Consider the following 12839-nt stretch of genomic DNA (forward strand, 5'->3'; position numbering starts at 1 on the left):
CGCAAAGATAGAAATATTTTGTGTATTTTTGCCGAATAGTTGAGTATGAAATTTACCCTGCAACATAAAGACCCGTCGTCCCGCGCCCGTGCGGGCGAACTCGAGACCGACCACGGCACGATCCGCACCCCGATCTTCATGCCCGTAGGCACGGCGGCCACGGTCAAAGGCATCTTCCACCGCGACGTGCGCGACGAGGCGCGGGCCCAGATCATCTTGGCCAACACCTACCACCTCTACCTGCGTCCCGGCATGGAGATCATCGAGAAGGCCGGCGGCGTACACCGCTTCTCGACCTGGGAGGGCCCGATGCTCACCGACAGCGGCGGATTTCAGGTCTTCTCGCTCGCGGCGTGCCGCAAGCTGAAAGAGGAGGGATGCCATTTCCGTTCGCATATCGACGGCTCGAAGCACCTCTTCACGCCCGAGAGTGTGATCGACACCGAGCGGACGATCGGCGCCGACATCATGATGGCCTTCGACGAATGCCCCCCGGGCGACGCCCCGCGCGAATACGCCGCCAAGTCGCTGGACCTCACGGAGCGGTGGCTCGACAGGTGCTTCAACCAATACCACCGCACCGCGCCGAAATACGGACACTATCAGGCGCTGTTCCCCATCGTGCAGGGATGCACCTATCCCGACCTGCGGGCCCGGGCCGCCGAGAACGTGAAGCGATACGATGCGGATGGCTACGCCATCGGCGGGCTGGCCGTCGGAGAACCGACCGAGGTGATGTACGAGATGATCGAAGTGGTCGATGCCATCCTGCCGGAGGACCGCCCCCGCTATCTGATGGGAGTCGGCACGCCGGTGAACATCCTCGAAGGAATCGCCCGCGGCGTCGATATGTTCGACTGCGTGATGCCGACGCGCAACGGCCGCAACGGACAGCTGTTCACGGCCGAAGGGGTCATCAACATCCGCAACAAGAAGTGGGAGGACGACTTCTCGCCGATAGACCCCGCGGGAACGGCGTTCGTAGACACGCTCTACTCGAAAGCCTATCTCCACCACCTGACGGTCTGCGGCGAGATGCTCGCGGCGCAGATCGCCTCGCTGCACAACATCGCCTTCTACCTGCGGCTGGTCGGGGCGGCCCGCGAACACATCCTCGCCGGGGATTTCGCGGCGTGGAAGGAGGGGATGGTCGCCAAACTGCAAAAAAGGCTCTGACCGATGAAAATGCGTTTTCCGGGGTTCAAGATCTTGGACCGTTACATACTGGGGAAGTTCCTCACGACCTACTTCTTCTCGATCGCCATGATCATCGTCATCGTGGTGGTCTTCGACTATGTGGAGAAGATCGACGACTTCACGGAGCTGCACGCGCCCCTGAAATCGGTCATCCTGGAGTACTACCTCAACTTCATTCCCTACTTCATCAACCAGTTCAGCGGCCTGTTCACCTTCATCGCCTGCATCTTCTTCACCTCGAAGATGGCCTATCAGACCGAGATCGTGGCCATGCTCTCGGGCGGCATGTCGTTCCGAAGACTGATGTGGCCCTATTTCCTCGGGGCGTTCATCATCGCCTCGCTGTCGCTGACGCTCAATCTCTGGCTGATTCCCATCTCGCAGCGCCACATCGTCAGTTTCGAACAACAGTACATCAAGCGCAAGCAGAACACCAAGTTCAACCGCCACATCTACCGCCAGATCGAACCCGGAATATTCGCCTACATCCGCGGCTACAACGACGGAGCCCGCCAGGCGTCGTTCTTCGCCCTGGAACGCTATTACAGCGGCACGATGACCCATTCGCTCGAAGCCTCCGACGTGAAATTCAACCCCGAGACCAAACGCTGGACCGCACCGCGCTACACCAAACGCGAATTCGACTCGCTGGGCATGGAGACCTTCGAACAGTTCCGCAACCTCGACACGCTCATCAATCTCGATGTCGCGGAACTGGGCGAGATCAACGACCTGATCCAGACCATGAACATCACGGAACTCAACGATTTCCTCGACCAGCAGCGCGCCAAGGGCTCCGACGCGATCAACATCATCGAGGTCGAACGACACGCCCGCTACGCCTATCCGCTCTCGACCTTCATCCTGACGCTGATCGGCGTCTCGCTCTCCTCGCGCAAGGTGCGCGGCGGAACCGGACTGCACATCGGCATCGGAACGGGTCTCTGCTTCTCGTACATCCTCTTCAACCGCTTCTTCGAAGAGTTCGCCAAGAGCGGAACCCTCCCGCCCGGACTGGCCGTCTGGCTGCCCAACATCATCTATCTGTTCATTGCCGTCTACCTCTACCGGAAGGCGCCGAAATAACCCCCGACTCATGGAGAAACGTCCCGATTACCTCTCCCGGCTCCGGCAGAACCCGCTGCTCTGGAACCTCACGCTGATCGCCGCCCTGATCCTCGCAATGGCCGTCGCAGCCCACCTGCTGATGAAGGCCGGCACCCGCCACGGATCGCGGCGAACCGTGCCCGATTTCTCGGGCGTCGCGCTGCACGACGCCCAACGGATCGCCCGCAAGCACGATCTGCGGCTGCACATCAACGACTCGCTGTTCGTCCCCGCCTACGAGGGCGGCATCATCCTCGACCAACTCCCCGAAGGAGGCGTGGAGGTGAAGCCCGGGCGCACGGTCTACATCACGATCAACTCCTTCCGTCAGAAGATGGTCCCCGTACCCTATGTGGCCGGACGCTCGCTGCGGCAGGCCAAGAACATGCTGGAGATAGCCGGACTGGAGATCGCCGAACTGGTCTACCGCCCCGACATCGCCACCAACTACGTGCTGGAAGAGTACTGCGACAAGAAGCAGGTCACCCCGACGACCCGCATGGAGGCCGAAATGGGTTCCGGCGTAACGCTATACGTGGGTGTCGAGGGAGGCCACGGAACGACGGTCGTGCCGCGGCTGGTGGGGCTGCCCCTGATGCAGGCCAAAGGCCGTCTCTGGGAACTGGGGCTCAATGTCGGGCGCGTGGATTTCGACGAGGGGGTCAACCTCCTCAACCAGAAGGACACGCGGGTTTACGTCCAGATTCCGGGCGCCGAACGCAGCGCCGGGCTGGGTTCGAAAGTAGACCTGCGGCTGACGCTCGACGGAGCCAAAGTGGACAAACACCGGGCCGAGGCCGAAAAGCAGGCGCAGGCCGCGGCCGAAGAGCGCCGGATGGCCGAACAACAACTCGCCGACTCGCTCGCGCAATCGGCGCTGGAAGAGGCTGCGGAACCGGCCGAGGAACAACCCGCAGGCAACGATAACGAGGGATTTTTCGACTGATGACCGACGAACGACCGATCGAAGAGCTGGACCCGGAGGTGATTCCGGCGAACGGAGAGGACGAAGAGGAGGCGGGCCTCTACGAGCACTTTGCGGTGACGGCCGACAAGGGGCAGACGCCCATGCGGCTGGACAAGTTTCTGACCGTGAGGATGGAACACTGCTCGCGCAACCGCATTCAGGCGGCGGCCGACAGCGGCAACATCCTCGTCAACGGCAAGGCGGCGAAGTCGAGCTATAAAGTCAAGCCGCTGGACCGCATTCAGATCGTGATGCCCTATCCGCGGCGCGAGGTGGAGCTCCGGGCCGAGAACATTCCGCTCGACATTCCCTATGAGGACGAATGGCTGCTACTGGTGGACAAACCCGCCGGGATGGTCGTCCATCCGGGCGTGGGCAACTACGACGGCACGCTGGTCAACGCGCTGATGTACCACCTCAACGAACAGGGAATCCCGGCCGAGGAGCAGAACCGCGCGGGGCTGGTGCACCGCATCGACAAGAACACCTCGGGGCTGCTGGTGATCGCCAAGGACGAACAGACCCATGCGCGGCTGGCCAAGCAGTTCTTCGACCACACGATCCAACGCCGCTATGTGGCCCTCGTGTGGGGCAATTTCGAGGAGGACGAGGGGACCATCACGGGCAATATCGGCCGCAGCCCCAGGGAGCGGCAGAAGATGTACGTCTTCGCCGACGGCTCGGACGGGAAACACGCCGTGACGCACTGGAAGGTGCTGAAACGCTACGGATACGTGACCCTCGTGGAATGCCGTCTGGAGACGGGGCGCACGCACCAGATCCGTGTCCACATGGCGTGGATCGGCCATCCGCTCTTCAACGACGAACGCTACGGCGGCGACCGCATACTCAAGGGCACGACATTCGCCAAATACCGCCAGTTCATCGACAACTGTTTCGCCGTGATGCCGCGCCATGCGCTGCACGCCCGTCTGCTGGGCTTCGAACACCCCGCGACGCACGAAAACGTGCTGTTCGAAAGCCCGCTTCCGGCCGATTTCCAGTCGCTGCTGGCGAAATGGGACGCCTATTGTTCGGCGGCGGAAACCACTGAACAATAATTAATTGCGAAACCATGTTTCTGCCGACGACCATCAAGGAGGTCCGCGAACGCGGATGGGACCAGCTCGATGTGATCCTCTTCTCGGGCGATGCCTATATCGACCACCCGGCGTTCGGCGCGGCCGTCGTGGGGCGTCTGCTCGAAGCCGAAGGGTATCGCGTGGCGATCGTTCCCCAACCCAACTGGCGCGACGACCTGCGCGACTTCACCAAACTGGGCGTTCCGCGGCTCTTCTTCGGAGTTTCGGGCGGGGCGATGGACTCGATGGTCAACCACTATACGGCCAACCTGCGGCTGCGCCACGACGATGCCTACACCCCCGGCGGCAAAGCGGGATTCCGCCCCGACCATGCCGTGACGGTCTACTCGCAGATACTCAAACGCCTCTATCCGCACGTCCCGGTGGTCGTCGGAGGCATCGAAGCCTCGCTGCGCCGCCTGACCCACTACGACTACTGGAGCGATGCGCTGAAACCCTCCGTCCTGGCCGATTCGGGCGCCGACCTGCTGATCTACGGTATGGGCGAACGGGTCGTGCAGGAGGTGGCCCGGGCGATGCGCAACGGCTACAACGCCAAACTGCTGCGCAAAATCCGGCAGGTGGCCTTCCTCTCCGACGAAAGCTACGTCTCGCGGCTGGACCCCGCAACGACGATCCGTCTCAACAGCTACGAGGAGTGCGTGCGCGACAAGGCCGCCTTCGGAGAGAATTTCACCGTCATCGAGACCCAGAGCAACCTGATGAATCCCGAGGCGACGCTTGTGGAGGCCGTCGGCGGCCGCTGCGTCGTCGTCACCCCCGCCAACGCGACGCTCTCGACCGAGGAACTGGACCACTCGTTCGACCTCCCCTACGAACGGGCTCCGCATCCGCGCTACGCGGGCAAGGGCGACATCCCGGCGTGGGAGATGATCAAACACTCGGTGAACATCCACCGCGGCTGTTTCGGAGGCTGCTCGTTCTGCACCATCTCGGCCCATCAGGGCAAGTTCATCAACTCGCGCAGCGAACGTTCGATACTGGCCGAGGTGGAGAAAATCACGAAAATGCCGGGGTTCAAGGGGTATCTCTCCGATGTCGGGGCCCCCTCGGCCAACATGTACCGCATGGGCGGCCGCGACCGCGAACTGTGCGGCAAGTGCCGCCGTGCGTCGTGCCTCCACCCGAAGCCGTGCCCCAACCTCGACAACGACCACCGGCCGCTGCTGGCTCTGTATGAAAAAATCCGCGCCGTCAAAGGCATCAAGAAAGCCTTTATCGGCAGCGGCATCCGTTACGACCTGTTCGACCGGTCGCCCTATCTGGAGACGGTGCTCAAACACCACACCTCGGGCCGGCTCAAGGTGGCGCCCGAACACACCGAGGAGAACGTATTGAAGCTGATGCGCAAACCGCCGTTCGCGCTGTTCGAACAGCTCAACGCGGATTTCCACCGCATTTGCAGCCGGGAGAAGCTGCCCTATCAGCTGATCCCCTACTTCATCTCCTCGCACCCGGGATGCACCGAGCGGGAGATGAAGGCGCTGTCGGAGAAGGTGTTGGGGAAACTGCATTTCAACCTCGAACAGGTGCAGGACCTGACGCCCACGCCGATGACCCTCTCGTCGGTGATGTTCTACACGGGGGAGAATCCCTATACGCACGAAAAGGTCTACGTAGCCCGTTCGCAGGAGGAGAAGCGGCGTCAGAAATCCTATTTCTTCGGCGGAAAGGGACGCCCGGGACAGCGACCGTTCCGGAAAGGAGGCCCGGGAGCCCGCCCGGAGCGGAAATACACGAAAAAAGGCTGACGAAAACGTCAGCCTTTTTTATGATCATAACGGAAATAGCGCAGAACCGCATCGGAAAAGGCCCGGTCCGCCATCGCCCCTAAAAGCCCTTTCTTAAAGGGCCGGCAGCGCAGACCCGCTTCGGAAACGAGAACACCCGCCACCGCCTCTAAACGCGCTTTCTTAAAGCGCTAAAGCGCCGGTTTGAGCAGTCCGAAGAGCAGGCAGGCGATCACGAACGTCACGACGATGTTGAAGGTCTGCGCCGCGAGGAACGCCCGGAGGACGTTGCGGTTCTCCTTCGAAATGATGTCTTTGAGACGCGTATCGAGGCCGATGCAGACGAACGCCAGCGAGAAGAAGACCGAAGAGAACATCTTCGCAACGCCCGGTTCGAGGAGCTTGCCCTTGGCGCCGGGAACGAAGAGACCGTTCGACTGGCAGAGGCTGAATACGAGCGACGAAGCGACGAAGCCGATGATGAATTTGGGGAACTTCTCCCAGACGATGCCCAGCGACGGGGCCTGACCGCCCTTCTCGCCGCGGGTCGAGAGGTAGAGCGCGATGAAGAACGCCACGACGCCGATCAGCACGTTCTGAGCCGCCTTGATAATTACGGCATGCTGGTTGGCGACCTCGCCGACGATCATGCTCGATGCGGCGACGCCCGACGTGGTGTCGATCGTACCGCCGATCCACGCCCCGGCGACCTCCTCGGCCACCTCGGGTGCGAACAGGTGCGGCAGGATCAGGTTCGCCAGCCACGGCATGAGGTAGATCATCGGAACGACGACGATCAACACCAGCGAAACGATGTAGGATAGTTTTTTGTCGTCGCCGCCCGCCACGCGCGCCGCCGTGATGCAGGCCGAAACGCCGCAGATCGAGACGCCGCTCGAAAGGATCATCGCCGAACGTTCGTCAACCTTCATGCGGCGCGAGAGCCAAAAGGCGAAGAACCACACGACGGCCACCACGAGGCATGCCTGCACGAGTCCGAAGACGCCCGACTTCATCACGTCGCTGAAAAGAATCGTAGCGCCGAGGCACACCACGCCGATCTTGATGAAGAACTCGCCCTGGATGGCGGGCTTCATCCACGCGGGAACGCGCCACACGTTGCGGATCAGGAGGCCGAACAGCACCGAGAAAAAGACCGATTCGAAGCCGTAGTAGGACACGGCCGGAATCTTGGCCACGACCTGCGCCAGCAACGAAACGGCGAAGACGACGACCAGCGACGGCAACAGCCCCTTGAGAGGGCGCCGCAACAGCAGGCAGCCGACATAGAGCACCGCCAGCACGATGGCGAACAGGTAAAGGATATTGTACCAAGCCACCTCGCCCACGAGGGTCGAGGGGACACTCGGCAGATCGGCGGGGACGAGCGCCGCAAGCAGCAGCAACGGAATCGAGACCCAGACCACCACCCAGTCCTCGACGCGAAGTTGTTCGATGAGTTTTTTCATAGCGATTTCAATTAAAATATCCCGGTGAACATCAGCGACACGACGTTGCGGTTCGACGCGGCGCGCGACGCATAGTCCTCGTAAGTGTAGTTGAGCTGGCAGCGGAGGAATTTCACGGGCTGCCACAGGAGACCCGCCGTATAGTTGGTCTGGCGGGAGTCGCTTGCGGAAGTATTTTCACGGAAAGTATCGTAACGCACAACGGGCATCAGCGTCCGTGTCGCGCGCCAGCCGCCCGCAGCGTACCAACCGTCGCTGTCCAGCTCGCCGGAGCCCCCGGGGAGCCCCGTCGTGCCGCAAATGTACTCGGCACGCACCACCAGAGGGCCGCGGTCGTAGCAGGCGCCCGCACCGTAACGGACCCGCTTGAGGTAGTCGGCGCCGTATTCGCCCCAATAATAGGAGCCGGCGATCTGCAACCCCGCGACGGGACGCAGCGTCAGCCGCGCCACGATGTCCTTCGATTTGTTCTTGTCCTTGATGTTGAGCCCTTCGCCGTTGAAGACGCCGAAATTATAGCTCAGGATGCTGAAATCCTTGCGTTTGAAGAAGCTCCCGCAGAGCATGGCGCCCATGTCGCGCCCCGTGGCCGAAAGTCCGCAGATGTCGTCGAAGCCCATCAGCCGCCGCAGGGAAAGCGGGTACTCGATAAACTCGTATTTGAGAGGCGGATACTCGGTGTTCTCGACCGAAAAGGGGAGCTTGAACTCGCCGAGCTGAAAATTCAACTGGTCGAAAGGCCGGTAACGCACGTAGGCATCGACGATCTTCGGCGACGCGAACTCGATCTGCACCCGGTAGTCGAGTTTCGGAGCGATGGCGCCCGTCAGGTTCAGGCGGACGCGCTTGATGAAAAAGGTCGAAGAGCTCTCCGACCACTCGTAACCCGTCTGCACGTATCCCGAAATCTCGGGCAGGCGGGCCAATATCCTGTCCCATGTCGAGGTTTTGGCCTTCAGAGCCTCGACCTCGGCCGAAAGTTCCGCAACGGAGGGCTCGGCGGCAGGCTCCTGAGCCCGGGCCCCGAGGAAAAGCAGGAAAAACAATCCCGTAAAAATCTTTCTCATAAGCAACGATTCGAATTCGGGACAAAATTCGGAATTTCATCGCTGCCGGTCAATACGCGAAAATACCTAAAAAGGGCCGGATCGCTCCGGCCCCTCCCTTAAACGGCTCCCGATGCGGCACTACCGCGGCATGGGGAACGAAAGCGTACGCGCGTCGAGATAGGCGTCGGGATAGGGACTCCAGTTCCACGCCTGTCCGTTAGAAAGGGTGAAATGCGGCCCCAGACGCAGGGTGTTGTTGTCGATGACGGTGATGCGCGAAGGCAGGTTCTCCTTCTGGATCACCACCACCGAAGTCATCGACACCGTGGGTTTGGTCTTCACCGGCGCCATCGTCTTATAATCGGGTTTCCACGGCGACATGTGCGCCAGCGAATCGGGAAGCGCGAAGCCCGACGTGCGGGTCGTATCGCGTTTGAAATCGAATTTCGGCTCCTGGGCGGAGGCGGCCACCGCAACGGCGAGCGCAACGGCCGCAAGCAACATCTTTCTCATAGTTTTCCCCTTTTATCTTCTCTCTATCAATAACGTTAAAACACCTCCCGTAGTATGCGCACCGACTGCACGGCGCTGATGGCGTCGAGATGATAGCCGAAATAGGACAACATCGCACTCAAAAAGTCCGACCGCCGTTCGCGGTTCAACGCCACTTCGCCCAGACGCCTCACGTCGCAGCGCAGCATCGTATCGAGCAACGCGGCGCACTCCTGCGTCATCACCCCCGGGTGTGCGGGCCGCACGGGGATGTACAATCCTTCGCGGATGTCGAACCACGCCCCCGGCGTATAGTCGTTGCCCGGACGGTAGCCCAGCAGGCGGCTCAGGTTGGCCAGGAACCAAAGGTGGAAATTCGAAACCCCGTCGTCCATCGCATCCAACGCCTCGGCCGAACCCCACACGAAGTCGAAAAGCGGTTCGTTGGGCTCGCTCTCCCGGACCAGACGATACAAAACTTCGGCCATAAAGAGCGCCATCGTGGATTTGCGAACGTCGAACGGCAGGCTTTGCAGCACGAACCCCGCACGCACCTCCTTGAAACGGTCCATCTGCTGCCGCGGGGATTCCAACCCCTCGAACTCGACGGGGAACATCGGCTGGAACAACGCCAGCTTCGAACCCCGCCCGCTGCGGCTGCGGACCCCCTGCACCATGTAGCTGCGGCGGCCTCCGACATCGGTCAGCAGGTAGGCGACCATCGAAGAATCGCCGTACTTGAGCGTGTGCAGCACGATGCCGCGACCTTTGTAGCTTTTCACGACTCCTTTTTCACATGTACCAGCATCCAACCGTCGCGGTCGGCGGTGGCGGCAACCGTCATTCCTAGTTTCGCGGCGGCCTCCGTGATCGCCGGAACGTCCTGTTCCAGAAATCCGCTCATCACCAGATCTCCGCCCGGGGTCAGGGCCGCGGCATAGGCCGCCATGTCGGCCACGAGGATATTGCGGTTGATGTTGGCCAGAATGAAATCGTAACTCCGACCCGCAATGCGGCGGACATCGCCCAACATCGGGGTAATGCGCTCCGAAACCCCGTTGGCGGCGACGTTCTCGCGGCAGTTCTCATCGGCCCAGTCGTCGATGTCCACGGCATCGACATGCGCGGCGCCGCACTTCGCGGCGACGATCGCCAGCACGCCCGTGCCGCTGCCCATGTCGAGCCCCGTGCGGCCCGCGACCCCGAGGTCGAGCACCGCGCGCGACATCAGCCACGTCGTAGCGTGGTGGCCCGTGCCGAACGACATCTTGGGCATCACGATCACCTCCGTCTCGCCGGCGGGAGCCGCCTCGTGGAACGGCGCGCGGATGCGCAGGCGCCCTTCGACATCGACGGCCGGAAAATTGCTTTCCCACAAGGCGTTCCAATTCTGCGTCTCGATGGAGATATAACGTCCGGCGACGCCGTAGCGCGCCAGCAGACCATCGACCTGCTCCTTGCAATCGGCCAACCGCTCCTGCGGGATATAGGCTTTCAGCACGCCGTCGCCGGTCTCGAAACTCTCGAACGGAAAGTCGGCCAGTTCGGCGGTCAGGATTCCGGCCTGCTCGTCGTCGGAACACGGAATATTGAGTGCAACGTAATCCATAATCATGTAAAATTTTCGTACCTTCGTCGGAGCAAAGTTACTCAAATTATCGACATCGAGCGGATCGGACATGGCAGAAAATACGAAAAAATGGGAGGAGGCCGGACGCCGCTACCGCACCTATATAAAACTGGAAAAGCGGCTCTCGAAAAACACCGTCGAATCGTACATGCGCGACCTGCGGCAATTCGCCCATTTCATCCTGCGCCAATGGGACGTAGCGCCCCACAAGGTCGAGGAGGCGATGATCGAACGTTACATGGCGTGGCTCTACGACAAAGGACGCGAAAAGACCTCGCAGGCGAGAGCGCTGAGCGGCGTGAAGAGTTTCTTCAATTTCCTGATGATCTCCGACAAGATCGAATCGTCGCCGGCGGAATTCGTCCTGACGCCCAAATTCGGACGCCAGCTTCCCGACGTGCTCACCACCCCGGAGATCGACCGCATCATCGCCGCCGTGGACACCTCGACGCCCAAGGGGCTGCGCGACAGCGCCATGCTCGAAGTGCTCTACTCGTGCGGGCTGCGCGTCTCGGAACTCACGTCGCTGCGGATGCAGGACCTCTTTTTCGGCGAAGGGTACATCCGAGTGATCGGCAAGGGCGACAAGCAGCGGCTGGTGCCGATCAGCGCCGCGGCGCGCGACCGCATCCAACTCTATCTCGAAAAGCGCCGGAGCACCCGGACGGGCGAGGAGGTCGTATTCCTGAACAACCGCGGCAAACAACTCACCCGGGTGATGATCTTCACCATCCTCAAGGAGGCAGCCCGCCGGGCCGGGATCACCAAGCGCATCAGTCCCCACACCTTCCGCCACTCGTTCGCCACCCACCTGCTCGAAGGCGGCGCCTCGATCCGCCAGGTGCAGGAGATGCTGGGACACGAAAATATTCTGACGACCGAAATATACACCCATCTCGACCGCGAACATCTGCGTCACACGGTCGAAGAGCATCTGCCGATCTGACAAGGGAACTATAACCTGCGGATTTGCGACCGGGGTGTCAGCCGCAGCGATTCGTAGTCGAGGCCCGAGATCACGACCAACACGCCGCCGGGCGTCACGGTCTGCGCGAGCAACTCGGGCAACGGCGCCGCAGAGATCCGGCACAGACGCTCGAAAGCCGCACGGAAGTCGTCCGGAAAGCCGGGGACCAACAATCCCGCATAGAACTCCGTGGCGGCGAGGCGGTCGGGTTCGGAACAGCTTTCGACAGCAACAACCCGGCCGTCGGGAGCGAGCGTCAGCAACGGATTGCGGACGATGCCCCCGGAGGTCCAGAGGAGGTTAGAGGCTATCCGCCGGGAGGGCTGCGCGGAAGAATTCATCGGCGAAAATACGGATACCGAGTTGCTGTTCGTAGAGCTTTTCGACCGCCGTGCGCGTCGGAGGCGTGAATTCGACCTTCAGGTCGGTGATCGTCACCGAGGGGCGCTGGGGCTTGCCCGTGAAGTTCAGGAAGTCGATGCGCAGGCGGCGGTGCGACGAATCGACGGTGAAACGGCGCGAGAAAGTCTCCTCGCGGTTGCGCCGCAGGGTCGTGGTATAGACCCCCGTGCGGGTGCTGTCGCGGCGTTCGAGCCAGACGGAGCCCTTGAGCCCCTTGTCGTTGCGGTCGAGCGAATCGACGAGGTACCTGAGCGAAAGCTGGTAGTCGCCCGGCTCAACGTCGAGCGAGAAGCTCAACCGCGCCGTGTCGGCCAGCGACCGCACGCGGATCAGCGAGTCGGCGAGGACCGCCCGGGTGAAGGTCCGGCGGGCCACGTTGTCGATCGTGTCGAGCACGGCGACCTCGCGGTTGTAAAACTTGCCCTCACGTTCGAGCATCTCGATGGCGCGCTCGACGATGTCGCCCAGGCGGGCGCTCTTGCGCTTCGAAAAGTTGCCGATGGTGTAGTGAACGTCGTCGGTCGTATAACCGTAACGGGCGAAGATCGGCTCGTAGATGCGCAGCGAATCGGTCTTGACATTCCCGTTGCCGATATAGGCGTTGGTGAGGAACGCATCGTGGAAAATCTGCGCCAGCTTGTCGTCGGGGATGATCTTGTGGCGGGCGCAGGCGGCGAAAAGCACCGCGAAGAGGGCGAAAGCCGTTATACGGAGGTATCGTTTCAT

The 12839-nt window shown here is 61.5% G+C and carries 13 protein-coding genes; 6 read left to right on the forward strand and 7 right to left on the reverse strand.

Annotation, left to right across the window (positions count from 1 at the left end; translation table 11 throughout):
• Positions 1–45 precede the first annotated feature (45 nt).
• The 5 genes from tgt to WMO46_RS03030 are packed head-to-tail and all read left to right on the forward strand — an operon-like array spanning position 46 to position 6125.
• Positions 46–1176: a tRNA guanosine(34) transglycosylase Tgt gene (gene tgt, locus WMO46_RS03010; RefSeq protein ID WP_019151789.1), complete on the forward strand. Its 1131-nt coding sequence runs from the start codon at positions 46–48 to the stop codon at positions 1174–1176.
• 3 nt (positions 1177–1179) lie between these two features.
• A complete protein-coding gene (locus WMO46_RS03015) occupies positions 1180–2283 on the forward strand; it encodes an LptF/LptG family permease (protein WP_019151790.1) in 1104 nt (367 codons plus the stop codon).
• A gap of 10 nt (positions 2284–2293) precedes the next feature.
• Complete coding sequence (locus tag WMO46_RS03020) at positions 2294–3250, forward strand: PASTA domain-containing protein (RefSeq protein WP_129651195.1); 957 nt, start codon at positions 2294–2296, stop codon at positions 3248–3250.
• Positions 3250–4332, forward strand: a complete 1083-nt coding sequence (locus tag WMO46_RS03025; protein ID WP_349093755.1) for an RluA family pseudouridine synthase — start codon at positions 3250–3252, stop codon at positions 4330–4332. Before WMO46_RS03020 ends, WMO46_RS03025 begins: the two co-directional genes overlap by 1 nt.
• Positions 4333–4346: 14 nt before the next feature.
• The gene (locus tag WMO46_RS03030; protein WP_349093756.1) at positions 4347–6125 is read left to right on the forward strand and encodes a YgiQ family radical SAM protein; all 1779 of its coding nucleotides are present in this window, start codon (positions 4347–4349) and stop codon (positions 6123–6125) included.
• A gap of 170 nt (positions 6126–6295) precedes the next feature.
• On the opposite strand, the gene WMO46_RS03035 is transcribed toward WMO46_RS03030, so the two are convergent.
• The 5 genes from WMO46_RS03035 to prmA all read right to left on the reverse strand — a co-directional run bounded on the left by WMO46_RS03035 (position 6296) and on the right by prmA (position 10723).
• Entirely contained in the window at positions 6296–7573 is a 1278-nt protein-coding gene (locus WMO46_RS03035; RefSeq protein WP_349093757.1) for a YeiH family protein, read from the reverse strand.
• 11 nt (positions 7574–7584) lie between these two features.
• Positions 7585–8640, reverse strand: a complete 1056-nt coding sequence (locus tag WMO46_RS03040; protein ID WP_276714886.1) for a porin — start codon at positions 8638–8640, stop codon at positions 7585–7587.
• 120 nt (positions 8641–8760) lie between these two features.
• Positions 8761–9135 (reverse strand): hypothetical protein, encoded by a 375-nt coding sequence (locus WMO46_RS03045; protein WP_019151796.1) that lies wholly within the window; start codon positions 9133–9135, stop codon positions 8761–8763.
• Positions 9136–9170: 35 nt separating this feature from the next.
• The gene (gene recO, locus WMO46_RS03050; RefSeq protein WP_349093758.1) at positions 9171–9896 is read right to left on the reverse strand and encodes a DNA repair protein RecO; all 726 of its coding nucleotides are present in this window, start codon (positions 9894–9896) and stop codon (positions 9171–9173) included.
• Positions 9893–10723 carry a 50S ribosomal protein L11 methyltransferase gene (prmA, locus tag WMO46_RS03055; RefSeq protein WP_278817323.1) on the reverse strand — a complete coding sequence of 277 codons (831 nt, stop codon included), beginning with the start codon at positions 10721–10723 and terminating at the stop codon, positions 9893–9895. Before prmA ends, recO begins: the two co-directional genes overlap by 4 nt.
• A 70-nt stretch (positions 10724–10793) precedes the next feature.
• Between prmA and xerD the strand changes: the two genes are divergently transcribed.
• Positions 10794–11690, forward strand: a complete 897-nt coding sequence (gene xerD / locus WMO46_RS03060; protein WP_349093759.1) for a site-specific tyrosine recombinase XerD — start codon at positions 10794–10796, stop codon at positions 11688–11690.
• Between the two features lie 8 nt (positions 11691–11698).
• Here the strand turns inward: xerD and WMO46_RS03065 are convergent, their stop codons facing one another.
• Positions 11699–12052, reverse strand: coding sequence for a cytosine deaminase (locus WMO46_RS03065; RefSeq protein ID WP_349093760.1), 354 nt, complete (start codon positions 12050–12052; stop codon positions 11699–11701).
• A complete protein-coding gene (locus WMO46_RS03070; protein ID WP_349093761.1) occupies positions 12012–12839 on the reverse strand; it encodes a DUF4296 domain-containing protein in 828 nt (275 codons plus the stop codon). Before WMO46_RS03070 ends, WMO46_RS03065 begins: the two co-directional genes overlap by 41 nt.

Source organism: Alistipes intestinihominis, from assembly GCF_040095975.1.
Classification (GTDB): Bacteria; Bacteroidota; Bacteroidia; order Bacteroidales; family Rikenellaceae; genus Alistipes; species Alistipes senegalensis.

What these genes read in the sequence shown, in the direction of transcription:
- WMO46_RS03030 (WP_349093756.1), top strand. Translation starts at nt 4,347, where the DNA reads ATGTTTCTGCCGACGACCATCAAGGAGGTCCGCGAACGCGGATGGGAC.
- WMO46_RS03070 (WP_349093761.1), bottom strand. Translation starts at nt 12,839, where the DNA reads ATGAAACGATACCTCCGTATAACGGCTTTCGCCCTCTTCGCGGTGCTT.
- tgt (WP_019151789.1), top strand. Translation starts at nt 46, where the DNA reads ATGAAATTTACCCTGCAACATAAAGACCCGTCGTCCCGCGCCCGTGCG.
- xerD (WP_349093759.1), top strand. Translation starts at nt 10,794, where the DNA reads ATGGCAGAAAATACGAAAAAATGGGAGGAGGCCGGACGCCGCTACCGC.
- WMO46_RS03045 (WP_019151796.1), bottom strand. Translation starts at nt 9,135, where the DNA reads ATGAGAAAGATGTTGCTTGCGGCCGTTGCGCTCGCCGTTGCGGTGGCC.
- WMO46_RS03065 (WP_349093760.1), bottom strand. Translation starts at nt 12,052, where the DNA reads ATGAATTCTTCCGCGCAGCCCTCCCGGCGGATAGCCTCTAACCTCCTC.
- prmA (WP_278817323.1), bottom strand. Translation starts at nt 10,723, where the DNA reads ATGGATTACGTTGCACTCAATATTCCGTGTTCCGACGACGAGCAGGCC.
- WMO46_RS03040 (WP_276714886.1), bottom strand. Translation starts at nt 8,640, where the DNA reads ATGAGAAAGATTTTTACGGGATTGTTTTTCCTGCTTTTCCTCGGGGCC.
- WMO46_RS03015 (WP_019151790.1), top strand. Translation starts at nt 1,180, where the DNA reads ATGAAAATGCGTTTTCCGGGGTTCAAGATCTTGGACCGTTACATACTG.
- WMO46_RS03035 (WP_349093757.1), bottom strand. Translation starts at nt 7,573, where the DNA reads ATGAAAAAACTCATCGAACAACTTCGCGTCGAGGACTGGGTGGTGGTC.
- WMO46_RS03025 (WP_349093755.1), top strand. Translation starts at nt 3,250, where the DNA reads ATGACCGACGAACGACCGATCGAAGAGCTGGACCCGGAGGTGATTCCG.
- WMO46_RS03020 (WP_129651195.1), top strand. Translation starts at nt 2,294, where the DNA reads ATGGAGAAACGTCCCGATTACCTCTCCCGGCTCCGGCAGAACCCGCTG.